The sequence below is a fragment of the Micromonospora sp. TSRI0369 genome (genome assembly GCF_001905625.1).
In the GTDB taxonomy this organism is placed as follows: Bacteria; Actinomycetota; Actinomycetes; order Mycobacteriales; family Micromonosporaceae; genus Micromonospora; species Micromonospora echinospora_A.
Genome location: NZ_LIVU01000005.1, coordinates 605,421 through 630,230, shown reverse-complemented (window position 1 = coordinate 630,230; position 24,810 = coordinate 605,421). Strand labels below are relative to the sequence as shown.

At 72.2% G+C, this 24,810-nt stretch carries 20 protein-coding genes; 10 read left to right on the top strand and 10 right to left on the bottom strand.

The window, feature by feature from the left end; all coding sequences use genetic code 11:
* The first annotated feature begins 54 nt into the window (after positions 1–54).
* Entirely contained in the window at positions 55–2,871 is a 2,817-nt protein-coding gene (locus AMK25_RS20210; protein WP_073829877.1) for a glycosyl hydrolase family 95 catalytic domain-containing protein, read from the top strand.
* A 57-nt stretch (positions 2,872–2,928) separates the two neighbouring features.
* Here the strand turns inward: AMK25_RS20210 and AMK25_RS20205 are convergent, their stop codons facing one another.
* Positions 2,929–3,642: a hypothetical protein gene (locus tag AMK25_RS20205; RefSeq protein WP_073829876.1), complete on the bottom strand. Its 714-nt coding sequence runs from the start codon at positions 3,640–3,642 to the stop codon at positions 2,929–2,931.
* A 73-nt stretch (positions 3,643–3,715) separates the two neighbouring features.
* Between AMK25_RS20205 and AMK25_RS20200 the strand changes: the two genes are divergently transcribed.
* On the top strand, positions 3,716–4,543 hold the full coding sequence (locus tag AMK25_RS20200) for a PIG-L family deacetylase (protein ID WP_073829875.1): 828 nt from the start codon (positions 3,716–3,718) through the stop codon (positions 4,541–4,543).
* Between the two features lie 46 nt (positions 4,544–4,589).
* On the opposite strand, the gene AMK25_RS20195 is transcribed toward AMK25_RS20200, so the two are convergent.
* Positions 4,590–5,735 (bottom strand): carboxylate-amine ligase, encoded by a 1,146-nt coding sequence (locus AMK25_RS20195; protein WP_073830065.1) that lies wholly within the window; start codon positions 5,733–5,735, stop codon positions 4,590–4,592.
* Between the two features lie 161 nt (positions 5,736–5,896).
* The gene (gene glnA, locus AMK25_RS20190; protein WP_073829874.1) at positions 5,897–7,321 is read right to left on the bottom strand and encodes a type I glutamate--ammonia ligase; all 1,425 of its coding nucleotides are present in this window, start codon (positions 7,319–7,321) and stop codon (positions 5,897–5,899) included.
* A 235-nt stretch (positions 7,322–7,556) separates the two neighbouring features.
* Between glnA and AMK25_RS20185 the strand changes: the two genes are divergently transcribed.
* Positions 7,557–9,341: an N-acetylglutaminylglutamine amidotransferase gene (locus tag AMK25_RS20185; protein WP_073830064.1), complete on the top strand. Its 1,785-nt coding sequence runs from the start codon at positions 7,557–7,559 to the stop codon at positions 9,339–9,341.
* Between the two features lie 32 nt (positions 9,342–9,373).
* Positions 9,374–9,637, top strand: a complete 264-nt coding sequence (locus AMK25_RS20180; protein ID WP_241826423.1) for a hypothetical protein — start codon at positions 9,374–9,376, stop codon at positions 9,635–9,637.
* Positions 9,638–9,720: 83 nt separating this feature from the next.
* Here the strand turns inward: AMK25_RS20180 and AMK25_RS32455 are convergent, their stop codons facing one another.
* The 5 genes from AMK25_RS32455 to AMK25_RS20165 all read right to left on the bottom strand — a co-directional run bounded on the left by AMK25_RS32455 (position 9,721) and on the right by AMK25_RS20165 (position 13,427).
* On the bottom strand, positions 9,721–9,891 hold the full coding sequence (locus AMK25_RS32455; protein WP_162959107.1) for a hypothetical protein: 171 nt from the start codon (positions 9,889–9,891) through the stop codon (positions 9,721–9,723).
* Positions 9,892–10,425: 534 nt separating this feature from the next.
* A complete protein-coding gene (locus AMK25_RS20175) occupies positions 10,426–11,058 on the bottom strand; it encodes a serine/threonine protein kinase (protein ID WP_073829873.1) in 633 nt (210 codons plus the stop codon).
* 43 nt (positions 11,059–11,101) lie between these two features.
* Complete coding sequence (locus tag AMK25_RS33100) at positions 11,102–11,335, bottom strand: hypothetical protein (RefSeq protein WP_083664771.1); 234 nt, start codon at positions 11,333–11,335, stop codon at positions 11,102–11,104.
* A gap of 35 nt (positions 11,336–11,370) precedes the next feature.
* Positions 11,371–12,096, bottom strand: coding sequence for an Acg family FMN-binding oxidoreductase (locus tag AMK25_RS20170; RefSeq protein ID WP_083664770.1), 726 nt, complete (start codon positions 12,094–12,096; stop codon positions 11,371–11,373).
* 107 nt (positions 12,097–12,203) lie between these two features.
* Entirely contained in the window at positions 12,204–13,427 is a 1,224-nt protein-coding gene (locus AMK25_RS20165) for a PucR family transcriptional regulator (RefSeq protein ID WP_073829872.1), read from the bottom strand.
* 83 nt (positions 13,428–13,510) lie between these two features.
* On the opposite strand from AMK25_RS20165, the gene AMK25_RS20160 reads away from it, so the two are divergent.
* From AMK25_RS20160 to AMK25_RS20130, 6 genes are all read left to right on the top strand, one after another.
* A complete protein-coding gene (locus tag AMK25_RS20160) occupies positions 13,511–14,602 on the top strand; it encodes a ferredoxin reductase (protein ID WP_073829871.1) in 1,092 nt (363 codons plus the stop codon).
* Between the two features lie 15 nt (positions 14,603–14,617).
* On the top strand, positions 14,618–15,757 hold the full coding sequence (locus tag AMK25_RS20155) for a fatty acid desaturase family protein (RefSeq protein WP_073829870.1): 1,140 nt from the start codon (positions 14,618–14,620) through the stop codon (positions 15,755–15,757).
* A 168-nt stretch (positions 15,758–15,925) separates the two neighbouring features.
* Positions 15,926–17,629 (top strand): glycosyltransferase family 4 protein, encoded by a 1,704-nt coding sequence (locus tag AMK25_RS32020; protein ID WP_143194760.1) that lies wholly within the window; start codon positions 15,926–15,928, stop codon positions 17,627–17,629.
* 549 nt (positions 17,630–18,178) lie between these two features.
* The gene (locus tag AMK25_RS20140; protein WP_073829869.1) at positions 18,179–19,351 is read left to right on the top strand and encodes an alanine--tRNA ligase-related protein; all 1,173 of its coding nucleotides are present in this window, start codon (positions 18,179–18,181) and stop codon (positions 19,349–19,351) included.
* Positions 19,352–19,529: 178 nt separating this feature from the next.
* On the top strand, positions 19,530–20,993 hold the full coding sequence (locus AMK25_RS20135) for an ATP-binding protein (RefSeq protein ID WP_073829868.1): 1,464 nt from the start codon (positions 19,530–19,532) through the stop codon (positions 20,991–20,993).
* Between the two features lie 16 nt (positions 20,994–21,009).
* Positions 21,010–22,830 carry an acyl-CoA dehydrogenase gene (locus tag AMK25_RS20130; RefSeq protein ID WP_073829867.1) on the top strand — a complete coding sequence of 607 codons (1,821 nt, stop codon included), beginning with the start codon at positions 21,010–21,012 and terminating at the stop codon, positions 22,828–22,830.
* A 45-nt stretch (positions 22,831–22,875) separates the two neighbouring features.
* Here the strand turns inward: AMK25_RS20130 and AMK25_RS32010 are convergent, their stop codons facing one another.
* The gene (locus AMK25_RS32010; RefSeq protein ID WP_143194758.1) at positions 22,876–23,295 is read right to left on the bottom strand and encodes a hypothetical protein; all 420 of its coding nucleotides are present in this window, start codon (positions 23,293–23,295) and stop codon (positions 22,876–22,878) included.
* A 642-nt stretch (positions 23,296–23,937) separates the two neighbouring features.
* On the bottom strand, positions 23,938–24,513 hold the full coding sequence (locus AMK25_RS20120) for an HD domain-containing protein (protein WP_073829865.1): 576 nt from the start codon (positions 24,511–24,513) through the stop codon (positions 23,938–23,940).
* Positions 24,514–24,810: the final 297 nt, after the last annotated feature.

Sequence of the window (24,810 nt, the reverse complement as noted above, 5' to 3'; positions counted from 1 at the left end):
GATTGGTTCACGCGCCCGGGCCCGCCACTGATCCGCGTGGTTGGGAGAAGAACCATGTCTGAAGTGACACGACGAAACGTCATCAAGGCCACAGCGGCAGGCGCCGGCGCCGCGCTGGTGCCGGCCGCCTGGAGCGCCGCCGCCCGCGCCGGCTCGGCGGCGCCGGCGCAGGTGCTCGCCGCGAACGACCTGGCGCTCTGGTACGACGAACCGGCCGGCACCGACTGGCTGCGCGCCCTTCCGATCGGCAACGGCCGGCTCGGCGCGATGGTGTTCGGCAACATGGACACCGAACGGCTCCAGCTCAACGAGGACACCGTCTGGGCCGGTGGCCCGTACGACTCGGCGAACACCCGGGGCGCGGCCAACCTGGCCGAGATCCGCCGCCGCGTCTTCGCCGACCAGTGGACCTCGGCCCAGGACCTGATCAACCAGACCATGATGGGCAGCCCCGGCGGTCAGCTCGCCTACCAGACCGTCGGCGACCTCCGGCTCTCCTTCGGATCGGCGAGCGGGGCGACGCAGTACAACCGGACGCTCGACCTCACCACCGCCACCGTCACCACCACGTATGTGCTCAACGGTGTACGGCACCAGCGGGAGGTGTTCGCCAGCGCCCCCGACCAGGTGATAGTGCTTCGGCTGACCGCCGACCGGGCGAACGCGATCACGTTCTCCGCCGCCTTCGACAGCCCGCAGCGGACCACCGTGTCCAGCCCGGACGGCGCGACCGTCGCGCTCGACGGCATCTCCGGTTCGATGGAGGGGGTAAACGGCTCGGTGCGGTTCCTCGCCCTGGCCAACGCCGCCGTCACCGGTGGCACGGTCAGCAGCTCCGGCGGCACGCTGCGGGTGTCCGGCGCGACCAGCGTGACGGTCCTGATCTCGATCGGCACCAGCTACGTCAACTACCGCACCGTCAACGGCGACTACCAGGGCATCGCCCGCAACCGGCTGAACGCCGCCAGGAGCGTGGGCGTCGACCAGCTCCGCAGCCGCCACCGCGCCGACTACCAGGCGCTGTTCGACCGGGTCACGATCGACCTGGGCCGCACCGCCGCCGCCGACCAGCCCACCGACGTACGGATCGCGCAGCACGCGAGCACCAACGACCCGCAGTTCGCCGCGCTGCTGTTCCAGTTCGGGCGGTACCTGCTGATCTCCTCGTCGCGCCCGGGCACCCAGCCGGCGAACCTCCAGGGCATCTGGAACGACTCGCTGACGCCGTCCTGGGACTCGAAGTACACGGTCAACGCCAACCTGCCGATGAACTACTGGCCGGCCGACACCACGAACCTGTCCGAGTGCTTCCTGCCGGTCTTCGACATGGTCAAGGACCTCACGGTCACCGGCGCGCGGGTCGCCCAGGCGCAGTACGGCGCCGGCGGCTGGGTCACCCACCACAACACCGACGCCTGGCGGGGCGCGTCGGTCGTGGACGGCGCGTTCTGGGGCATGTGGCAGACCGGTGGGGCCTGGCTGAGCACGCTCATCTGGGACCACTACCTGTTCACCGGTGACCTCGGATTCCTGCAGGCCAACTACCCGGCTCTCAAGGGCGCCGCCCAGTTCTTCCTCGACACCCTTGTCGCCCACCCGACGCTCGGCTACCTGGTGACGAACCCGTCGAACTCACCGGAGCTGGCCCACCACACGAACGCCAGCGTCTGTGCCGGCCCCACGATGGACAACCAGATCCTGCGTGACCTGTTCGACGCCGCGGCCCGGGCCAGCGAGGTGCTCGGCGTCGACACCACGTTCCGGTCCCAGGTGCGCACGGCCAAGGACCGGCTGCCGCCGAGCCGCGTCGGCTCCCGGGGCAACGTGCAGGAGTGGCTCGCCGACTGGGTGGAGACCGAGCGCACCCACCGGCACGTCTCGCACCTGTACGGGCTGCATCCCGGCAACCAGATCACCAGGCGGGGCACCCCGGCGCTGTACGAGGCCGCCCGTAAGACGCTGGAGCTGCGCGGCGACGACGGGACCGGCTGGTCCCTCGCCTGGAAGATCAACTTCTGGGCTCGGCTGGAGGACGGCGCCCGCGCCCACAAGCTCCTGCGCGACCTGGTACGCACCGACCGGCTCGCGCCGAACATGTTCGACCTGCACCCGCCGTTCCAGATCGACGGCAACTTCGGCGCCACCTCGGGCATCGCCGAGATGCTGCTGCACAGCCACACCGGCGAGCTGCACCTGCTGCCCGCGCTCCCCAGCGCCTGGCCCGCCGGCCAGGTCGCGGGACTGCGCGGCCGGGGCGGCTACACGGTGGCGCTGGCCTGGAGCAACAGCCAGGCCGATGAGATCAGCGTCCGCGCCGACCGCGACGGCACGCTGCGACTGCGGTCCCGGCTGTTCACCGGCAGCTTCACCCTCACCGACGTCACCGACGGCAGCACGCCCGCCACCACCCGGCCGGAGTCCGACGTCGTCGCGCTCACCGTCCGCGCCGGCCACACCTACCGGGCGGCCCGGCCGGGCGTGACACAGTCGCCGACGGCGACGCCGACGTCCACGCCGTCACCGACTCCGACCCCGACTCCGACCCCGACCACCAGCTCGCCGGCGCCGTCCGGCGCGCGTGCCACGTACGCGATCACCGGCTCCTGGTCCGGCGGCCTCCAGGCCGAGGTCACGGTGACCGCCGGCGCCACCGCGATCCGTGGCTGGACGGTGTCCTGGACGTTCCCGAACGGTCAGGTGATCAACCAGATCTGGAGCGGCACGCACACCCAGAACGGCGCGAACGTGACGGTACGCAACGTCGACTACAACGGATCCCTGCCGGCCGGCGGTTCCACCACGTTCGGCTTCATCGGCACGGCCGGCGGCACGAACAACCCGCCGACGAACCTCACCTGCACGACCACCTGACCGCCCGGACGGCACGCCGCGTCGCCGCCACCCGGCGAGGGCGGGGCGTGCCGCCGGTCAGGCCAGCAGCGTCTCGCGCAGCCGCGCGCCCAGATTGAACTCGCCGACCGCCCGGGGACCGGCCGGGTCGTACACGGCGATGCGGTGGTTGCGGCGCATCATCTCCCGCACCGCCGGCGGCAGCCGGGGCGGGTCGTCCATCGTCGCGAGCACCCGCGCGCCGGTGCCCATCAGCCGCTCCACGAGCGACGCGCCGTCGGTGTCCACCCGCACCCGGCCGAACTCCCAGCCGACGGTGGTCAGGTCGAGCACCTCGAACAGCCGCGTCACGAACGGCTGCGGATCGGTCACCTTGTCCAGCCGGTCCGCCTGCCCGCCGATCGCCGCCACGGCACCGGCCACCTGCGCGTACGGGTGCAGCCCGCTGGGCAGCGCGCCGAGCGGCCAGCGCAGCGCGGGCCCGGCCTCCTTCCACAGGGGCCGGTAGTTGCGGCGGTGCACCAGCAGCCGCCTCCCGGTACGCCGGAACACCTCCTGCGCCTGGCACTGCAGGTCGGCGTGGGCCTGATCGGCGGCCTCGCAGACGATGCCGGCGGCCACCACGAGACCGTCGTCATCGGACAGCAGCCGGGCGATCGCGTCCACCTGGTCCGGGAACCGGAGGCGGGCGTGCGCCCCGTAGGACTGCCGGACGTCCCGCAGCAGCTCCTGCTGGCGTGTGGGGTCCAGTTCGACCCGTCCGCCACCGAGCAACCGCTGGAGCCAACCCATCGCGCCTCGCTTCCGTCGCGGTCTGCGGACCGGGCAATGCTAGTTCGTCGGCCGCTGCTCGTATGGTGACGGGGTGACCGATCGATCCCTGACCCTGATGGCGGTGCACGCGCACCCTGACGACGAGGCGACGAGCACCGGCGGCGTCCTGGCCCGCTACGCGGCCGAGGGCGTCACCACTGTGCTCGTGACGTGCACCGACGGGGGGTGCGGCGACGGTCCCGGCGGGATCAAGCCGGGCGACCCCGGGCACGACCCGCAGGCCGTGGTCCAGATGCGCCGCGCCGAGCTGGCCGCCAGTTGCGAGGCGCTGAAGGTCACCCACCTGGAGACGCTCGACTACGGCGACTCCGGGATGATGGGCTGGGCGACGAACGACGCGCCCGGCGCGTTCTGGAACACGCCGGTGGCCGAGGCGGCGGGCCGGCTGGCCGAGCTGATCCGGCGCTACCGTCCGGACGTCGTGGTCACCTACGACGAGAACGGCTTCTACGGCCACCCGGACCACATCCAGGCGCACCGGGTCACGATGGCCGCTGTCGAGCAGACCGGTATCCCGGCCAAGGTCTACTGGACCACCGTGCCGCGCAGCGCGTTCCAGCAGTTCGGCACCGTCATGCGCGAGATCGGGGTGGAGTTCCCCGAGCCGGAGGCGACCGACGAGATGCCGGCGCTGGGCCTGCCGGACGACGAGATCACCACCTGGGTCGACACCAGCGGCTACGGCGGGCAGAAGTTCGCCTCGCTGGCCGCGCACGCCAGCCAGGCGGAGAACATCTTCTTCCTGCGGCTGGGGCAGGAGCGATTCACCGAGCTGATGGGCATGGAGACGTTCGTGCGCGTGCGGGACACCACCGGCGCCCCGACGCCGGAGGACGACCTGTTCGCCGGGCTGCGCTGACCGGCCGCCGGCCCGGTCCGGCGTGTCGTCGGCCGGGCCGCTCATCTCAGGCCGCAACGGTCTGCGCGGCCAGGTGCGCGAGCACCACGCGGACGTCGCCGCCGGTGTCGGCCATGACCTGACGCTGCCGGGTGGCGCCGGTGCCCTCCTGGCGCACCCGGTCCATCTGCCGCCGCACCAGGTCCAGGTCGCCGTGGCGGGTCAGCGCGGGCGTGACGATGCCGAGCATGTCGTCGACGAGGTCCCAGGCGGGCCGGGGCCGCCCGGTGCGCAGGTCGATCAGGTCACCGTCCACACCGTCGTGTGCGGCCCGCCAGTGCGCGGCGGCGACCAGGCAGTCGCGGATGCGCTGGGCCGGCACACCGTCGCGAATGTCGTCGATCGCGGTGGCGACGAGCGCCCGGACCAGCCCGGCGATCAGCACCGTGTCGTCGACAGTGGGGCAGACGTCGCCGACGCGGATCTCCACTGTGGGGTACATCGCCGACGGCCGGGCGTACCAGTAGACCATCGCGGCGTCGAGCATGATGCCGGCGGTGATCAGGTCCCGGACCGTGGCGTCGTAGTCGGCGGCGGAGTGGAAGTGCGGCGTCGGTCCGATGCTCGGCCACCGTTCCAGCTGCATCGAGCGCCAGCTGGCGTGCCCGGTGTCCCGCCCGTCGTGCAGCGGCGAGTTGGTGGTGAGCGCCTGCACCACCGGCAGCCACGGACGCAGGTGGTTGCAGACCTGCACGGCCAGCTCCCGGTCGGGCACGCCGACGTGCACGTGGCAGCCGCAGACCGCGGGGTCGTGGGCCACCGGGCCGAACCGGCGGGACATGTCGTGGTAGCGCTGCTCGTCGGGCACGGTGCGGTGGGCCTCGCGGACCGGCGTGGCGCCGACCGCGACCAGTCGCGCCCCGGCCGCCTCGGCCGCCCGGGCGGCGGCCCGGCGCAGCGTGACCAGATGCTCGCGGAGCTGACCGAGGTCGGGGCTGACCGGGGTCACCATCTCCACCATGCTGTGCCGGAACTCCTGCCGGCTCTGCTCGCGTGCGGTCCCGGAGAGCGCGTCGCGGACCCGGTCGGCGACCGGCATGCTCTCGCCGGTGACCGGGTCCAGCAGCAGGAACTCCTCTTCCACCCCGAGGGTCAGGACGGTGGGGATCTCCGGTGTCGGGGTGGTGGCGGTGGTGGTGGGCCGCGGCCTCACCGACGGCTCCACCGGCACGGAACGGTCGGCGTGTCGTCGTGAGGCGGAGTCATGTCTCGACGGTACGAGGCCGGGGGCCGTCCCGAGGCTGTTTCCGCCGACCACCGCCCCCGCGGGTGGCGCGGGGGCGGTGGGTTCGCTCAGCAGTTGTCGTCCGTCGCTCAGCAGTCGTAGTACATGGCGAACTCGTGCGGGGTCGGGCGCAGGCGCACCGGGTCGACCTCGTTGGCCCGCTTCCAGTCGACCCAGGTGGAGATCAGGTCGGCGGTGAAGACGTTCCCGTCGAGCAGGTAGTCGTGGTCGGCCTCCAGCGCCGCCAGCGCCTCGGACAGCGAGCCGGGCACCTGCTTGACGTCGCCCCACTCCTCCGGGGGCAGGTCGTAGAGGTCCTTGTCGATCGGCGCCGGCGGTTCGATCTTGCTCTTGATGCCGTCGAGACCGGCCATGAGCATCGCGGAGAAGGCGAGGTAGACGTTCGCCGACGGGTCGGGGACCCGGAACTCGACGCGCTTGGCCTTCGGGTTGCTGCCGGTGACCGGGATGCGGGTGCAGGCGGAGCGGTTGCGCTGGGAGTAGACCAGGTTGACCGGCGCCTCGAAGCCGGGCACCAGACGACGGTAGGAGTTCACCGTCGGGTTGGTGAAGGCCAGCAGTGACGGGGCGTGGTGCAGCAGGCCGCCGATGTACCAGCGGGCGGTGTCGGACAGGCCGGCGTAGCCGGTCTCGTCGTAGAACAGCGGTTCGCCGCCGCGCCAGAGGCTCTGGTGGGTGTGCATGCCGGAGCCGTTGTCGCCGAAGAGCGGCTTGGGCATGAACGTGGCCGTCTTGCCGTGCGCCCACGCCTCGTTCTTGATCAGATACTTGAAGAGCTGGAGCTGGTCGGCCGAGTGCAGCAACGTCGAGAACCTGTAGTTGATCTCGGACTGGCCACCCGTGCCGACCTCGTGGTGTGACCGTTCCACAGTGAACCCGGCGTCGACCATCCGGCGGACCATGCTGTCGCGCAGGTCAGCGTAGTGGTCGACCGGCGGCACCGGGAAGTAGCCGCCCTTGTAGGCGGTCTTGTAGCCGCGGTTGCCGCCCTCTTCGATCCGGCCGGTGTTCCAGGCGCCTTCGATCGAGTCGATGTAGTAGAACGACTGGTGGGCGGAGGTTTCGTGGCGGATGGAGTCGAAGATGTAGAACTCGGCTTCGGCGCCGAAGTAGGCGGTGTCGGCGATGCCGCTGGCGGCGAGGTAGGCCTCGGCCTTCTTGGCGACGTTGCGGGGGTCGCGGGAGTAGGCCTCGCGGGTGAACGGGTCGTGGATGAAGAAGTTCAGCGCGAGGGTCTTCTGCGTGCGGAACGGGTCGATGAAGGCGGTGGCGACGTCCGGCAGCAGGAGCATGTCGGACTCGTGGATGGCCTGGAACCCGCGGATCGAGGAGCCGTCGAAGGCGAGGCCGTCGGTGAACACGCTGTCGTCGAACGACTCGACCGGCAGGTTGAAGTGCTGCATCACGCCGGGCAGGTCACAGAAACGTACGTCGACGAACTTCACGTCCTCGTTGGCGAGGTATCGCAGGAGTTCCTCGGAATTGGCGAACACACGTCCTCCTGGCAGGCGTCGTTGATCCTGGCCACGTCCCGTGGCCGGACCGCCCGGGGACATGGCCCGTACCGCCACCGTACGACGGCTCGCCGCGCCCGGCTCGCCAACCGCCCATCCGGGTTTCCTCCGCCACACCTCGGGTAGTCCGCTTCCCCGGCGGACCGCCCGGGGGAGACGACGCGGCGGGAGGTTGGCATGGTGGGTGCTCCGCGACTGACCGGTGGGCGCTGAGATGTGCGGGATCAGCGGTGAGGCCAGGTTCGACGGGGTCACCCCCGACACCGACGCGGTGAGGCGGATGACAGCGGCCATGCGCTCACGCGGCCCGGACGGCGAGGGCGCGTGGGACGACGGCTGGATCGCGCTGGGGCACCGCAGGCTGACCGTCATCGACCTGTCCGAGGCCGGCGCGCAGCCGATGGTCCGCGACGACCTCGGGCTGGCGCTCGTGTTCAACGGCTGCGTCTACAACTACCCGCAGCTGCGCGACGAACTGCGCGCCGCGGGGCACACGTTCCACAGCACCAGCGACACCGAGGTGATCCTGGTCGCGTACGCGCAGTGGGGGGAGCGGTTCGTCGACCACCTGGTCGGCATGTTCGCCGTGGCGCTCGTGGACCGGCGTCGCCGCCGGCTCGTGCTGGCCCGCGACCGGCTCGGCATCAAACCGCTGTACCTCGCCGAGTCCCCGGGCCGGCTCCGGTTCGCCTCCACGCTGCCGGCGCTGCTGGCCGGGGGCGACGTCGACACCGGCATCGACCGGGTCGCGCTGCACCACTACCTGTCCTGGCACTCGATCGTGCCGGCGCCGCGCACGATCCTTCGCGGGATACGCAAGCTGCCCCCGGCCACCGTCCGAGTGGTGGACGCCGACGGGAACAGCAGCGAGCGCGTCTACTGGCGGCCCGAGTACCGGCGCGACAGGGCCCACGACGGCATGGACGCCGCCGACTGGCGGGCCGCCGTCGGGGACGCGCTGCGCACCGCCGTACGCCGCCGGCTGGTCGCGGACGTGCCGGTCGGGGTGCTGCTCTCCGGTGGCCTCGACTCCAGCATGATCGTCGCGTTGCTGGACGGCGCCGGACAGCACCACCTCCAGACGTTCAGCATCGGCTTCGACAGCCGCGGCGACGAGACCGGCGACGAGTTCCACTACTCCGATTTGGTGGCCCGCACGTTCGGCACCGACCACCACCGCATCCAGCTCGCCGACGGCGACCTCGGTCCGGCCGTACGCGCCACCGTGGCGGCCATGACCGAACCGATGGGCAGCCACGACGTGGTGGCGTTCCACCTGCTCTCCGAGCAGGTCGCCCGGCACGTGAAGGTGGCACAGTCGGGCCAGGGCGCCGACGAGGTGTTCGCCGGCTACGGCTACCACCACCGGCTGGCCGACGCGGCGCGGGCGAACGCCGCGGCCGAGTTCACCGCCGCGTTCTTCGACCGCGACCATGCCGAGCTGAACCGGGTGGTCGACCCCGAGTACACCTGTGAGCGCGACGCCAGCGGCGAGCTGGTCGCCGCGGACCTGGCCGCGCCCGGCGCGCAGACCGCCGTGGACGCGGTGCTGCGCCTGGACACGCACCTGATGCTGCCCGACGACCCGGTCAAGCGGGTCGACAGCATGAGCATGGCCTGGGGGCTGGAGGTGCGGACGCCCTTCCTCGACCAGGATCTGGTGACGCTCGCCGCGGCCTGCCCGCCCGAGCACAAGCTGGCCCAGGGCGGCAAGGGTGTCCTCAAGGAGGTGGCCCGGGAGGTGCTGCCCGCCGAGGTCATCGACCGGCCCAAGGGCTACTTCCCAGTGCCGGCGCTGCGCAACGTCGACGGGCCCGTGCGAGAGTTGGTGGTCGAGGCGCTCAGCGCGCCCGAGGCGCGCCGGCGCGGGTTGTTCCGCCGGGAGTACGTCGACGAGCTGCTGGCCGAGCCGGACCGGGCGCAGGCCGCCGCCGGCAGCAACAAGCTGTGGCAACTGGGCCTGCTGGAGTTGTGGTTGCAGTCGCACGGCGTGAGCTGAGTGGCCGCCCGGCCCGGGGCGGCGAGAGGAGCATGGTGAAGTTCGTCATCGAGAGCGAAGCCGACGGCACCGTGGGGTTCACCGTGGTGGGCGGCGACGGACGGGTGCTCGCGACCGGGCAGCCCTGCCCGGACAAGGGCGCGGCGCTCGCCGCGGTGGGGGAGATGATGCACGCGCTGGGTGACGCCTGCATCGAGGACCGGACCGGGGCGACGGCCGGGCCGGTGGCCGGCACCCGTACCGAGATCGGCGACGACATGTCGGACATCGGCCGCTCCGGCATCCCGCCGGTCTGAGGCTGCCCCTCCTGGGCCGCACTCCGGGGCCGCCCTCCCGGGGCCGCCGAAACCCGCCCGGTCGGCCAGGCGGGTTCGCGCGCTCACTGCTCGTCGTCGAGCACTTCGGTGTGGCCGTCGCGGGTGACGGTGGGTGGGAGGTGCTCGTCCGGCTGGGGCGCCTCGGCCAGGGTGTGGTGCGGGTCGCCGTCGGGCGAGAACAGCACCCGATCGGTCTTGCGGGTCTTCTCCTGCTCCTCCTCCGGCTCCGTCACCGTGTTCTCCCTCCGCTCACCGGCGCCCCGGGCAGGTCACCTCGCCCCACGCTATGCGCCGGACGGGTCCCGGGAGCGGGTTTCCGCCCGACGGCCGCCCCGCGGTCACCGTCCGGCGGGTCGGCGTCCGAACTGTGGCGGTCGATGGGGTGAGGCTGACGCACGTCGGCGTGCCGATGTCCCGCACCGGCCCTGATGGTCCCGCCGCGTCGACCGTCGCCGTTACGGACGGTAGCGCCGAAGCTGCGCCTGCTGGTTCACCTCGTGGCTCCTTTGCTCTGCAGACATCGACGCAACGGTGACTCACGGCTACCGCTGCCTATGCGGATGCAGAGCAAAGGCGGCGAAGGGGCAACAGCGCCGCCGACGAACCGACGAGCATTTTGGCTGCTCAAAGGCACTGCGCGCGGAACTCGCTGCAACTCGACCGAGGAGCCACCCCTCACCCTCTGTGACGGGCTGCTGGATCGGGGCCGAAGTGACGGACAGTCACACCCCGGACCGCAGGTGGATCGCCGAACGGTGGCAGCAGGGTCAGGAGGCCCGCCAGTCGCGTACCAGGGCAGCCACGGTGGCGTGCCGCGCCGCCGGGTCGGGCCGGGTGGCCCGGTCTACGACCGCGCGTTGCACGGTGGTGCCGCGCCAGCCGGACGGACTGTCGGGCAGCCGGTCGGAGTCGAGCACGAACGCCCCCAGCCGGTACTCGTCCAGGTCGATCAGCCACATCCGGCGGGCGTCGAAGTCGTAGAGGAAGCAGCCGTCGTACAGGTCGACAGCGACGTACCCGGCCGCGCTCACCGCCACGTGCGCGTCGAGGATCGCGTCCAGCGCCGCGCGTACCTCGGCGACCGGGAGCCGCTGGAAGCGGGCCAGCCCGCTCCGGTCGCTGCCGTGGACGGTGGCGTGGTTGAGCACGACCCCGTCGCGCCACGGGTAGACGATCGTCGGACCGTCGGCGCCGTCGCGTACCAGCTCGGGCCGCACGAGCGCCGAATGCCGGACCGCGGCGTGCAGGCCCAGGGCGCGCGTGAGCGACTCGCGCGCCCGCGGCGTCCCGGCCCGCTTGACGAACCAGCGCCTGCCCGCCGACTCCACGCCGTAGGAGACGCACCCGGAGTCCTGGTCCCCGAAGACCACGAACGCGGCGGCCGGGTCCAGATCCCACACGCGTCGAGGCTACGACGAAGCAGGCCGGCACCGGGGACCGGAGTCAGTCCACCACCTCGATGACGTCCGCCGGCGCGCGGCGGGGCGCGGGCGGCAGCTCGGCGTCCGGACCCCAGCCGACGCGCACGATCAGGTACGGGTCCCCGATGCCGGCGAGCAGCTCACGCATCATCCGGCGCGGCCAGGTCAGCTCGACGGCGTCGCTGAGCGGCGCGCTGGCCAGCCCGTCGGCGGTGGCGCTGAGCAGCAGCGCCGACAGCGCCTCACCGCCGCGCAACCAGGCGGCCGGCTCGTCGCCCTCACCGAACAGGATCAGGTACGCCGCGCCGCGGTCGAAGTCCGTGCCCGCGGTGAGCCCCGCCGCCCCGCCGGCGCGTAGTCACGCAGCGGCACCCGTCGTGGGGAGGGCCGCACGGCGGTGGCGGCGGGCACACCGTCGCCGCTGCCCGGCGGCCGGTTGGTCCACCGGTTCAGCTCCTCCCGGTACGCGGGATCGGCCAGCTCCGCCTCGGCGGCACGACCGGTGGACACGGCGAGCATCGGCATCTGGTCCGGCCGGACCACGTGCAGGTGGGCGCCCTCGGCTTCGACGGCGTCGCCGAGGCGGGCCAGCACCGCCTCCGGCACCGGCCGGTCGCCGTACGCCCGCCGGTCGGTGCGGCGGCGCGGGATCGCGTCGACCAGCCTGCCCGCCGGCACGTCCAGGTCGGCCGGGCCGGTCGTGCGGATCCGGGCCAGCAACGACGGGTCGGCCGGGTCGGGCAGCCGCTGCACCACCGCCGCCCAGCCGAACGCCGCCAGCGACACGCGCGCGTGGTGCAGGGCGGCGCCGCAGCTCAGCATCAGCAGCCGGCCGTCCGGGTCGGTGTGGGTGAGCTGCCGGTCCGGCTCGGCGCGCAGCTCCAGCGTGTCGCCGGTGATCCGCCAGCGCCAGGGCTGGGTGTTGAACACCGACGGGGCGTGCAGGGACTGCCGGGCGGCCGCCTCCAGCACCCGTACCCTCGGGTCCTGCTCGACGCGGGTCGATGCGCTGTTCATGACGGCCCTCCCTGCTTGCTCGTCCCCTTCCGAGCCTGCCCGCCGCCCTCGCGGGCGGACAGGGCCGGAGGTCCCGGGTGCTCCGGGCCGTGCGCCCCGGCGCGGCGTCAGGTGTCGTCCGGCTTTGGGGGTACGGCCAGCGCGATGGTGAGGTCGAGGACCGTGGCGGGGTCGTGCAGCCGGTCGCCGAACAGCTCGCGGAGCTTGCCCATCCGGTAGCGGACGGTCTGCGGGTGCACGAACAGGTCGGCGGCCACCTCGTCGCGGCGTCCCTGGTGCAGCAGCCACGACCGCAGCGTCTCGGCCAGCCGGTGCGCGGTGGCCGGAGGCAGCGCGGCCAGCGGCGCGAGGGCCTGCGCACGCAGGTCGGCCAGCGCCTCCGGGTCCATGCTGAGCAGCAGCGTGGCCAGGTGACGCTCCGTGTCCACCGGCCCGGCGTCCGGCTCGCCGAGCCCGAGCGCGAGCGCGCGGGTGGCCCGCTGGTACGACGCGGCGACACGGTGCCAGGGGCGGGCCGGGCCGAGCACCGCCCGGTGCCCGTGCAGCAGCCGGGTGAGCTGGCGACGGCGGCCGCCGTGCATGTCCGGCACCAGCAGTACGGCCAGCTCCTCGACCGGGTTCATGCCGGGCAGGTCCTCGCCGCTCTCCAGCGTGTGCGGGCTGAGCAGCGCCAGCACCGCGCGCAGGTGCCGGCGGGGCAGCAGCACCACTGTGAGCGTCTGCGGCGGCGGCCAGTCGGCGCGTTCGGCGCTGCGCCGCAGCGACTCCTCCGGCTCGCCGGCCAGCAACTGCTGGGTGAGCCGTTCCATACTGCGGCGGCGCATCCGGCCGGCGCTGGCCAGCTCGTCGGCGTGCCCGGCCACGCTCGCGGCCGACAGCTCGTCGATGTACGCGAACATCAGCTCGGCGAACTCGGCCACCGTCGCGGCGGCCAGCCCGCTGCGTACCGTCGTGGTGGACACCTCGCGCCAGGCCACCCGGGCGCCCACCCGGTACGCGGCCAGCAGCGCGTCCATGCTCCGCCCCGAGCGGGCCTCGCCGCTGCCCAGCGCGTACGCGGCTTCCAGTGCCGGGGCCAGGGGAGTGCTCGGGTCGAACGCCTGGGTACCCTCTATGAGCTGGAGGAACGTGCCGAGCGCGATGCGTACCGCGTTTTCGATCTTCGCCCGCATGGCGCCGGTGAGCGCGCCGGAGTAGTCCGGCACCTCGGCGGTGATCGCGGAGACGGTCCGCTCGGCGACCATCGGCAGCCGTTCGCGCAGGGTCTCGGCCATCCCGGCCTCGAGGTTGAGGTGCGCGGCGCGCTGCCCGGTGCCGGCCTCCAACGTCATGTTGTTCCCTCCGAACAAAAACCCGCGACCGTTTCACCTTTGTCGGTCAAGATGTTATGCGATCGGGCGGTCACGCTGGTCATATGACCACAACTGCCTCCCGCCGCCCTCAGAAGGTCACCTTCCGGGACAGGCTGCTGCGGCTGGCCGGAGCGGTCACCACGCCGGTGCTGCCCGACGACTATCTCGACCTGATCGCGCCGCTGCGCGCGGGCGCCCCGCTGCGCGGCCGGATCGTCGCGGTCCGCCCGGAGACCCGGGACGCGGCCACACTGGTGATCCAGCCCGGCCGCGCCTGGCAGGGGCACCTGCCCGGGCAGTACATCCGCCTCGGCGTCGACGTCGACGGCGTGCGCCAGTGGCGCGCGTACTCGGTCACCTCGCCGCCGGACGCCGCGGACGGCCGGATCAGCGTCACGGTGAAGGCCATCCCCGACGGCAAGGTCAGCAACCACCTGGTCCGCCGGATCCGGCCCGGCACGCTGATCCACCTCGACCAGGCCCAGGGCGACTTCGTGCTGCCGAGCGCGACGCCCGAGCGGGTCCTGTTCGTCACCGCCGGCAGCGGCATCACCCCGGTCATGGGGATGCTGCGCTCCGGGCTGGCCGACCGGGCCGACGTGGTGCTCGTGCACTCGGCGCCCACCCGCGACGACGTCATCTTCGGCGCGGAGCTGCGCGCGCTCGCCGAACGCGGCACGTTGCGGCTGGTCGAGCGGCACACCGACACCGACGGCCTGCTCGACGTCGCCGAACTGGCCGGCCTGGTGCCCGACCACCTCGACCGGGAGGCGTGGGCGTGCGGGCCGATCGGCATGCTCGACGCGGTTGAGGGGTACTGGTCCTCGAACGGCCTCGTCGAGCGGTTGCACACCGAGCGGTTCCGCCCGACGGTGATCACGCCGGGCGAGGGAGGCACTGTGACGTTCACCGGAGCAGGGGTGACCGTCGAGTCCGACGGCGCCACCACCCTGCTCGACGCGGGGGAGAACGCCGGAGTGCTGATGCCTTCCGGGTGCCGGATGGGCATCTGCTTCGGCTGCGTCGTACCGCTGCGCCAGGGCGCCGTCCGCGACCTGCGCAACGGCGACGTCACCACGGCCGTACCGGGGGACGGCGTGCTCGTCCAGACGTGCGTGTCGGCCGCCGCCGGTACCTGCGACATCGATCTCTGAACAGGAGCCACCCACGTGACCGTCATCCAGAAGAAGGCCGTCAACCCGATCGCCCACCTGAGCGCCGAGGACATCGAGATCATCGGCAAGGAACTGGACGCGATCCGGGACCGGGTCCTCGCCGACCGGGGGGAGCGGGACGCCCGCTACATCCGCAAGGTGGTCAAGACCCAGCGGACACTGGAGATGAGCAGTCGCGCGGTGCTGCTGTTCTCGCTGTTCCCGCCGGCCTGGATCGTCGGCACGGCCGGCCTCACGGTCGCCAAGATCCTGGAGAACATGGAGATCGGGCACAACGTCCTGCACGGCCAGTGGGACTGGATGCGCGACCCGAAGATCCACTCCACCACCTGGGAGTGGGACCACGTCTCCCCGGCCGACCAGTGGAAGCAGTCGCACAACGAGCTGCACCACCGCTACACCAACGTCGTCGGCAAGGACAACGACCTCGGGTACGGCATCATGCGCGTCGACGAGGACCAGCCGTGGCACCCCATGCACCTCGGGCAGCCGCTCTGGAACCTGATCAACGCCATGTTTTTCGAGTACGGCATCGCCGCGTACGACATGGAGCTGGGCGACCACCTCAAGCAGCGCAACCTCAAGGACCCGAAGTTCCGGGCCAAGGCCAGGGCGGTCGGCCGCAAGATCCGCCGCCAGGTGCTCAAGGACTACGTGGTGCACCCGCTGCTGTCCGGCCCGTCGTTCCTGACCACGCTCGCCGCCACGTTCACCGCGAACCTGCTGCGCAACGTGTGGAGCCACTCGGTGATCATGTGCGGGCACTTCCCCAACGGCGTGGAGACGTTCGAGAAGACCTCCATCGAGGGCGAGACGCGCGGCGAGTGGTACCTGCGCCAGATGCTCGGCTCGGCCAACATCAGCGGCAGCCGGCTGCTGCACATCATGACCGGCAACCTGTCGTACCAGATCGAGCACCACCTCTTCCCCGACCTGCCCAGCAACCGCTACCAGGAGATCGCGCCGCAGGTGCGGGCCCTGTTCGACAGGTACGGCCTGCACTACACCACCGGCCCGCTGCCCAAGCAGGTCGCCTCCGCGTGGTGGAAGGTCATCCGCCTGTCGCTGCCCAACCGCACCGACAGCCCGCAGCCGGTCGCCCCGGCCGCGCTGGCCTCCTCCGGCACGGCCTGACCTGACCGTTCGGTGCACGGCCGGTGAACTTACACCGGCCGGCACCTGACCGTTCGCTGCACGTTTAGCGTCTTCGCAGCTCAGACCGCATTTCGTGGCCGCCGCGCCGGTCCCGTGCCCCCGTACACTCGCGCCCGTCGGGGCGTTCGGGTGAAGGGGTGTTCGACGATGCGGCTCGGCCGGCGGGTGGTCATGCTTGTCGACAACGCGGTCGACGGTGACTCGCGGGTGCAGAAGACGGCGCGCTCGGCCGCCGACGCCGGCTGGGACGTCACACTGATCGGCTGCGCCCACGTCGACGCCGAACGCCGCTGGCGGCTCGGCGACGCCGAGGTACGCGTCCTGCCGCTCGCCGCCGCTCGCGCCACTCCACCCGCCACCGCATCGGCCGTCGTCTCCGGCCCGGGCGGCGGTGTCCCCGGCGTTGGCGTCTCCGCCGACCTCGGTCCCGGCGACGTCTCCGCTTCGGGCCGTGATGTTGGTTCGCGTGACGGCTCCGGCCTGCGTGACGGCTCCGGCCTGCGCGGCGGCTCCGGCCTGCGCGGCGGCTCCGGCCTGCGCGGCGGCTCCGGCCTGCGCGGCGGCTCCGGCCTGCGCGGCGGCTCCGGCCTGCGCGGCGTGTCCGGACTGCGGGCTCGGCTGGTGGCCCGGGGCGGGCTGCCGTTGCGCGCGGTCCGGCTGGCCCGGCGGCCGGTCGAGCACGCCGAGGTCCGCTACTGGCGGGCCCGGCTGCGCGACGGGGCCTGGCGGCGGCTGGAGCCAGGGCTCTGGGACTACGAACGGGTCGCCGGACCGGTCGTCGACGACCTGCGCCCCGACCTGATCCACGCGCACGACTTCCGGATGCTCGGCGTGGCCGCCCGCGCCGTGGACCGCGCCTGCGCTGCCGGACGCGACGTCAAGCTGGTCTGGGACGCGCACGAGTGGCTGCCCGGCGCGCGGCCGCGCCGCGACAATGCCCGCTGGCTGCCCGCCCACCTCGGCTACGTCCGCGAGTACGTCGGCCACGCCGACGCGGTGGTCACCGTCTCCGACACCCTCGCCGACCTGCTGGTACGCGACCACGACCTGCCCGACCGCCCGACAGTGGTGCTGAACGCCCCGATCGCCGCCGCCCCCGAGCCGCCCGCCCCCGAGCCGCCCGCTCCCGAGCTGGCGGCTCCCGGGCTGTCCGCTCCCGGGCTGTCCGCTCCCGGGCCGCGCGCTCCCGAGCCGCCCGCCTCCGACCCGTCCGTCCCCGAGCCGGCCGCTCCCGAGCCCGCCGACCTGCCCCCTCCTGACCTGCGGGAGCGGTGCGGTCTGCGTCCGGGCACGCCGCTGCTGGTCTACAGCGGGGCGATGGCCGTCCAGCGCGGCGTGGACACGGTGGTCGAGGCGTTGCCGCTGCTGTCCGGCGTGCACCTGGCGCTTGTCGTCGCCGACCCGGCCGCCACCTACGTCCGCCAGGTCGTCGCCCGCGCAACCCGGCACGGGGTGGGCGACCGGGTGCACGTGCTGCCGTACGTGCCGCACCGCCAGCTCGTCGCGTTCCTCGCCACCGCCGACATCGGGCTGATCCCGCTGCACCACTGGCCGAATCACGAGATCGCGCTGATCACCAAGTTCTTCGAGTACGCGCACGCGCGGCTGCCGATCGTGGTCAGCGACGTCCGCACCATGGCCGAGACGGTCCGCGCCACCGGCCAGGGCGAGGTGTTCCGCGCCCGCGACGCCGCCGACCTGGCCCGCGCGGTCCGCACGGTGCTCGCCAATCCGGCCCGGTACCGCGCCGCCTACGAGGGCCCGGACTCGCCACTGCCCGGGTGGACATGGGAGGCGCAGGCCGAACGCTTGGATGCCCTCTACCGCCGCCTGCTCACCCCCACCCGCTGACGCCCGCCGCCCACCACCCACCACCCGCCACCCGCACGGGTGGAACACCATGGGTGTCTCCGGCCCGTTTTGACACCCATGGCGTTCCACCCGCGCCCTTGGGGGCGGCATGGTCAACTCCAGCTCGGCGAAGTGGCGGCATCCGAGTGCCGGTGACCCCACCACTTCGGGGGAGTGGTGTCGATCTTGCGGGCGCGGGCGCGGGCGCGGGCGCGAGGGCGGGGGCGCGCAGGGGCGCGGGGGTGCGGGGGTGCGGGGGTGCGGGGGTGCGGGAGTGCGGGAGTGCGGGAGTGCGGGGGTGCGGGGGTGCGGGGGTGCGCGGGAAAAGGGCTGGGCGGGACGGCGTGGACCGGGCTACCGTCGATGTATGCAGAGCAGGCGCACCCTCACCGCCGCGACCGCGCGAGCTTCCCGCTCGCCGGTTGCCGCCGCCTGACCTGCCCCACACCCACGCCGGCGACCGGAAACGGTCCGCCGGCGTCGTCGTGTCCACGCCGTGAAACGCGCGCGGCGGGCCGTTCGGTCACCCGTACCCGGAAGGCACCCGCCATGACGCCCGACGACATCACCCAGACGTTTCTCGACCACTACCACCGGCACGACCATCAGCGTGCGCCGGAGAGTTCACTCGTTCCGCCACCCGGCGACCCGGTGCTGTTCACCACGTCCGGCATGCACCCGCTCACGCCGTACCTGCTGGGGCGCCCGCACCCGGGCGGACGGCGACTGGCGAACGTGCAGCGGTGCCTGCGCACCACGGACCTGGACGAGGTCGGCGACGACACGCACCTCACCGTGTTCCAGATGCTCGGCTCGTGGTCGCTCGGCGACTACGACATCGCGACCAGCCTGCGCTGGGGCTTCGACCTGCTCACCGGCGGGTTCGGCATCCCGGTGGAGCGGCTGCACGCCACGGTCTTCGGCGGCGGCAGCGGTGAAGGGCCGGACGACACCGCGCGGGACACCTGGACCGGGCTCGGCGTGCCGGTGGAGGCGCTGGGCGAGGACAACTGGTGGTCCAACGGCCCGACCGGCCCCTGCGGACCGGACTCGGAGATCTTCGTGTGGACCGGCGACGGCCCACCCACCGGTACGCCCAGAACCGACGCGCGCTGGGTGGAGGTGTGGAACCACGTGCAGATGCGCTACCACCGGCACCCCGACGGCCGGCTCACGCCGCTGCCGCACTCCAGCATCGACACCGGCATGGGCCTGGAACGGCTGGAGATGGTGCTGCGCGGCGACCGGTCCGTGTTCACCGGCGACGGCCTGCGCCAGTGGGTGGACGCGGTGGGGGACCGGTGGGACCTGCGCGATGAGGACCTGCGCGTGGTCTCCGACCACCTGCGGTCCGCGGTGGTCGTGCTCGGTGACGGGGTACGCCCCGGCAACACCGGCCGCGGGTACGTGCTGCGGCGGCTGCTGCGCCGCGCGCTCACGGTGCTGTGGCGCGACGACCCGGCGCGCAGCCTCGACGGGCTGCCGCCCGAGCTGTACGCGGACACGCTGCGCCGCTTCCGTCAGCCGGTCGACGTCGGCTCGCTGCACGCGACGCTGGTGGACGAGGAACGACGCTTCCGAGGGCTGCTGCGACGCGGGCGGCCGCTCGTGGACCGGGTACGGGAGCGCGGCCCGCTGACCGAGCGCGACTACCACTGGCTGCACGACACCCACGGGCTGCCCCGCGACCTGGTCGACGGCCTGCTCGCCGAGACCAGCTGAGCAGCGGCCGGAATGAACGAGGGCCGGGCGAGCACCAGCCGGGCGACCACCAGCCGGGCGACCAACAGCCGGGGAGCAGCAGCCGGCTCAGCGGTGGCCGCCCGGCCGGGCCGGTGCCAGACTCGGAGGCGGACGCCACGCGAGGGAAGCGGACGCCGCCGCGAGGAAAGGGCTGCCGATGAACGAGGTACGGCCGGACGAGGAGACGGTGCCGCTGCTGGGCGCCGAGGTGCGGATCGCCGACGCGGCGGGGCTGCTCGCCGCAGCCGTCGACGGGCCGGTGGAGCTGCTCATCGACGGCGACTTTCCGGCCCCGGTGCGGGAGGTGCTCTGCACCGTGCGCGCCGACACCGCAGACGGGCAGCCGACGCACCGCTTCGAGGCGTACCTGCGGGTGGAGAGCAGCCCGGCGGGCCTGCTCGCTCTCGGTCTGGCCGGGCCTGTCGGCGTGCTGCTCGCCGAGCGGCTGGCCGCCCGCGGCGGTGACGGCCCGGCCGCCGCGGTGGGCCGGATGGCCGCGGAGGCAGGACGGCGGATCTGGCCGCGACCGGTCGCCACGCTCGCCGCGCCGCCGGGCGACGAGGCCGGCCGGGAGGTGCTGCGCGCGGCCCGGGAAGCCGGGCTGCGGCCCCGCGTCGACCAGGACAACGGCACGGTACGCATCCACGCCGACGTGCCCAGCGCCGACGTGGGTCCGGCGCACCTGACGGCGATGCTGGGCCTGCTGCTCCAGGCCGTACGTGAGTTGTCCGGCGACAGCGACGAGCCGACGGTGCTGCGCGGACGGACGTACGTCGTGGGGCGGCGACCGGTGACGACGGCGGCCGGGCCGCGCAGCGCGGCGGTGACCCTCGACCAGGTCGGCGGACTGTCCGACGTGGTCGCGCAGTTCCGCGAGGTGGCGGTGTCGTTCCGGCACCCGGCCGCGATGGCCCGCTGGGGCGCGCGCCGGCCGCAGGGCATCCTGATGTACGGGCCGCCGGGCACCGGCAAGACCATGCTGGCCCGGGCCCTCGCCAACGAGATCGGCGCGGACTTCGTGGAGATCCGCACCCCGGAGATCCTGGACAAGTACCTCGGCGGCTCGGAACGCAACATCAAGCGGATCTTCCGGGAGGCACGCCGCTACCGTCGGCCCACTGTCATGTTGTTCGACGAGTTCGACTCGATCATCAGCTACGCCGGGGCCGGTGGGGACGCGGCCAGCCAGGCCGTCAACGCCGTCGCGGGCATCTTCAAGCAGGAGATGAACACGCTGTTCGAGGAGAACCCCGACGTCATCGTGGTGGCCACCACCAACTTCCCGCAGCGCGTCGACGCCTCGCTGATCCGCTCCGGCCGCTTCGACCTGAAGATCGCCATTCCGGCGCCGGACGAGACCGGACGCGCGGAGATCCTCACCAAGATGGTCCGCGAGCTGATCGACCGGCACGAGCGGCCCGGCTTCAAGATGTTCGCCGACGACCTCGATCCGGCCGCGCTGGCCGCCGACACGGCCGGGCTGACCGGCGCGGACCTCCGCGAGGCGCTGCGGCGGGTGCAACTCGCCAAGGCGCTCCGGGAGGCGGCGGAGGGTGCGCCGCCGGCTCCGATCGGTCAGGATGACCTGCGGGAGGCCGTCGCCGGGTTGCGCCGCGGCTGACCGGAAGGAGTCCACGTTGTCCTCGTCCGATCTGCTGCTGTCCCGCCGTGACCTCGCGTTCCTGCTGCACGACTGGCTGGACGTGACCCGGCTCACCGAGCGGCCCCGCTACGCCGAGCACACCCGGGAGACCGTCGACGCGGTGCTGGACCTCGCCGCCCAGGTCGCCGCCGAACGGTTCGCCCCGCACAACCGGGCCGCCGACACCGGCGAGCCCACGTTCGACGGGCAGCGCGTACGGACCATCCCGCAGGTGAAGGCCGCGCTGGAGGCGTTCGCCGAGACCGGGCTGCTCGCCGCCACCATGGACGAGTCGGTCGGCGGGCTGCAACTGCCGCACGTGGTGGCCGCCGCCGCGTTCGCCTGGTTCCAGGCCGCCAACGTGGGCACGTCGGCGTACCCGATGCTCACCCTCGGCAACGCCAACCTGCTGCTCGCCCACGGCAGCGCCGAGCAGATCGACACCTGGGTACGCCCCATGGTCGAGGGCCGGTTCTTCGGCACCATGTGCCTGTCCGAGCCGCAGGCCGGCAGCTCCCTCACCGACCTCACCACGCGGGCCGAGCCGCAGGACGACGGCACGTACCGGATCGTCGGCACCAAGATGTGGATCTCCGGCGGCGACCACGAGCTGGCGGAGAACATCGTCCACCTGGTGCTGGCCCGCATCCCCGGCGCGCCGGCCGGCGTGAAGGGGCTGTCGCTGTTCATCGTGCCGAAGGTGCTGCTCGACGACGACGGCAACCTCGGGCCGCGCAACGACGTGGTGCTGGTCGGCCTCAACCACAAGCTCGGCTACCGGGGCACCACCAACACGCTGCTGAACTTCGGCGAGGGCGTGCACCGGCCGTACGGGCGGGCCGGGGCGGTCGGCTACCTGGTGGGGCAGCCGCACCAGGGGCTCGCGGTCATGTTCCACATGATGAACGAGGCGCGCATCGGCATCGGGGCCGGCGCCACGGCGCTCGGCTACACCGCGTACCTGAAGTCCGTCGCGTACGCCCGGCAGCGCCCGCAGGGCCGCCCGGTCGCCGACAAGGACCCCACCACGCCGCAGGTGCCGATCGTGGCCCACCCCGACGTACGCCGGATGCTGCTGGCCCAGAAGAGCTACGTGGAGGGCGCGCTCGCGCTGGTGCTCTACTGCGGACGGCTGCTCGACGAGCAGAAGACCGCGCCCGCCGAGGCCGACCGCGAACGGGCGCAGCTGCTGCTGGACCTGCTCACCCCGATCACCAAGAGCTGGCCGGCGCAGTGGTGCCTGGCCGCCAACGACCTGGCCATCCAGGTGCACGGCGGGTACGGCTACACCCGCGACTACGACGTCGAGCAGCACTGGCGCGACAACCGCCTCAACGCCATCCACGAGGGCACCCACGGCATCCAGGCGCTCGACCTGCTCGGCCGCAAGGTCACCATGCGCGACGGCGCCGCGCTGGAACTGCTGCTGGAGACGATCCGCGGCACCGTCAGCCGGGCGTGGAAGGCCGACGGGTTCGCCTCCGAGCTGGCCGGACAGCTCGCCGCCGCGGTGGACCGGATCGCCGTGGTGACGCGGCGGTTGTGGGCTCCGGGCGATCCGGAGCTGGCGCTGGCGAACGCCTCGGTCTATCTGGAGGCGGTCGGGCACGTGGTGATCGCGTGGATGTGGCTGGAGCAGGTGCTGGCGGTGGAGGCGCTGGGATCGCCGGACGGGGCCGAGGGGGAGTTCCTGGCGGGGAAGAGGCAGGCGGCGCGGTACTTCTACCGGTGGGAGTTGCCGAAGGTGGCGGCGCAGTTCGATCTGCTGGAAGGGCTGGACCGGACGACGTTGGACATGCGCGAGAGCTGGTTCTGAGCGGGAAACTCGTCCTTCCGTGGTCACCCACATCACGGGCTCACGTCATTCCGCGGGCACGATACGCAGATTCAGCAGCATGTCCTCGAAGGCTTCGGGCCCGAATCGTGCCGCCACGACGTGCACCGGTGAACACGCCATGTCGAGCGTCACGTCGCCCATGGGACGCCTCTCGACGCCGGTCACCACCAGAGTCGTCTCCCGCACCGTAACGTCCTCGATCGTGACGTCGTAGCCCAGCACAGGACGGAATCCCACCGAGAGAATGACGACTGTCTCACGTGCGAGGTCTACCGGCGGCGGTGGCGGGACAGGCTGCCTTCCGGCATTGATCGATGCCCACTGCTGCGCCCACAACCCCGATCGACGAATCAGGAACAGGCCGTAACGCGACGAGGTGTCGACTGCTGCCTGCCCGTGGTACAGGGTGCGAAAGTTCCCGGCGCGTCCGGACGATCTGCTCACCCGCCGACCCTACCGGCACTGATCCGCGAGGCAGCGTTCCATCTTCCTGCAGCCGAGCGAATGTCTTGTGCACGCCGACGGTCGGTAGCATGGGTGCTCTCCCTCACGATGCGCGCCAATGCCTCCACTTACGGCCGAACAGACCGCGCGGGCATCTGTTTCCGAACTTACGTCACCCACGCTTATGGCGAGCAACTGCTACGGAATAGCCGAGGGCTGAGGCGGAGGGTCGATGGCAGAGCCGCATACCTAGCGGGCGGTGGGTGTCGGCTAACGACCCATCCAAGCTGCGTACTGGGTTACGCGGGGATGCCGAGTTACGCGACCATCACCGCGGTCGACGCACAGTTCGTTGGTCTCGTGATCGATCCAGTAGTTCTGCCCGGTGCCGACGAACGTGGGTTGTTGCAGGTAGAACCAGTGATTCACTACGTCGACGAGGGTCAGCCGGCCCGCAGTAACACACTCGGCCATCGCTCATCTCCTTCAGCGCCGTATAGACCGCGCCTGCTTCGCGAAGCGTACGCCGACCTACACCTTGGAGGTGACCGCCTCTCGACACGTCCTGGTCTCGGCAGAGCCGGATGTGTGAGACAGGCGACGCGGAAAGCTGGATGTGAAGGTCGTCGTCCGACCGCTGCGTTACGCGGGCGGTGGGCTCAGCCACGCCATCGGTGCGCCGGTCAGGGCGGCGTCGGCGAGGCGATGAGCGGACGCTGTCTTGAGCGCCGCCCGCGAGCTGTCGATCCAGCGCTGGACATCCGCGACTCCCTGGTGCCGGTACTCGACCGCTTGGACGAGGCACTCCAACTTGTCCGCGTCGCGGGCGACCACCGCCTCCAGGGTTTCGCCGGCCTCGTACTCGGCGACGGCAGCATTGATCACGTCGGCAACGGCGGGCGGGCAGCCGCCAACCTGATCGGCGGTGACTGCGGTGTTGGGCGCGGCGGCGAGGTAGCGCTTGGCGATGTGAGGAATGTCGGTGATCCGGGTTTCCTGGGTGTCGTGCAGGACGCACAACATCGAGACGCGAGCTGAGTCGGCACCCTCCATGGTCGCGAGCATCATGCCGATGAGCGCCGTGCGGAACGAGTGCTCGGCAATCGACTCGGGCTGCTTCACGCCAGCGAACCACCAGCCGGTACGGGCGGCGCGCTTGAGCACGCCGGCCTCGAAGATGAAGCTCATGGCTCCTGCGGCATCCTGATCCTGGCTCATCTGTCCGTCCCTGTACTGGTGACTCCGTCAGCACGGAGGCTGTAGAGGATAGCCGCTAGTTCTTGTCGTGTGTCTCGTAAGAGCTGAGGCCAGACGTTGTGCACGTCGAGGTCGACAAGCGGATGGCTGATGGTGAGGCGCTCAACCAGGCGCCGGAACGTGAACCGGATTCCCCGGACTGACTGCTCCGTCCAGGGCTCCGAGCGGCGGCGCGACGCCAGACAGCAGCCTGTCGCGTCGTAATCGAAGGCATTGCGCTTTCGTTCGTCTCGGGTGTCCACAGGCAGGATCCGCTCG

Bases quoted from the DNA above. Each gene is read 5' to 3' on its own strand.
- AMK25_RS20210 (WP_073829877.1), top strand. From the start codon at position 55: ATGTCTGAAGTGACACGACGAAACGTCATCAAGGCCACAGCGGCAGGC.
- AMK25_RS20205 (WP_073829876.1), bottom strand. From the start codon at position 3,642: ATGGGTTGGCTCCAGCGGTTGCTCGGTGGCGGACGGGTCGAACTGGAC.
- AMK25_RS20185 (WP_073830064.1), top strand. From the start codon at position 7,557: ATGTGCGGGATCAGCGGTGAGGCCAGGTTCGACGGGGTCACCCCCGAC.
- AMK25_RS20180 (WP_241826423.1), top strand. From the start codon at position 9,374: ATGGTGAAGTTCGTCATCGAGAGCGAAGCCGACGGCACCGTGGGGTTC.
- AMK25_RS20170 (WP_083664770.1), bottom strand. From the start codon at position 12,096: ATGAACAGCGCATCGACCCGCGTCGAGCAGGACCCGAGGGTACGGGTG.
- AMK25_RS20165 (WP_073829872.1), bottom strand. From the start codon at position 13,427: ATGACGTTGGAGGCCGGCACCGGGCAGCGCGCCGCGCACCTCAACCTC.
- AMK25_RS20160 (WP_073829871.1), top strand. From the start codon at position 13,511: ATGACCACAACTGCCTCCCGCCGCCCTCAGAAGGTCACCTTCCGGGAC.
- AMK25_RS32020 (WP_143194760.1), top strand. From the start codon at position 15,926: ATGCGGCTCGGCCGGCGGGTGGTCATGCTTGTCGACAACGCGGTCGAC.
- AMK25_RS20140 (WP_073829869.1), top strand. From the start codon at position 18,179: ATGACGCCCGACGACATCACCCAGACGTTTCTCGACCACTACCACCGG.
- AMK25_RS20135 (WP_073829868.1), top strand. From the start codon at position 19,530: ATGAACGAGGTACGGCCGGACGAGGAGACGGTGCCGCTGCTGGGCGCC.
- AMK25_RS20120 (WP_073829865.1), bottom strand. From the start codon at position 24,513: ATGAGCCAGGATCAGGATGCCGCAGGAGCCATGAGCTTCATCTTCGAG.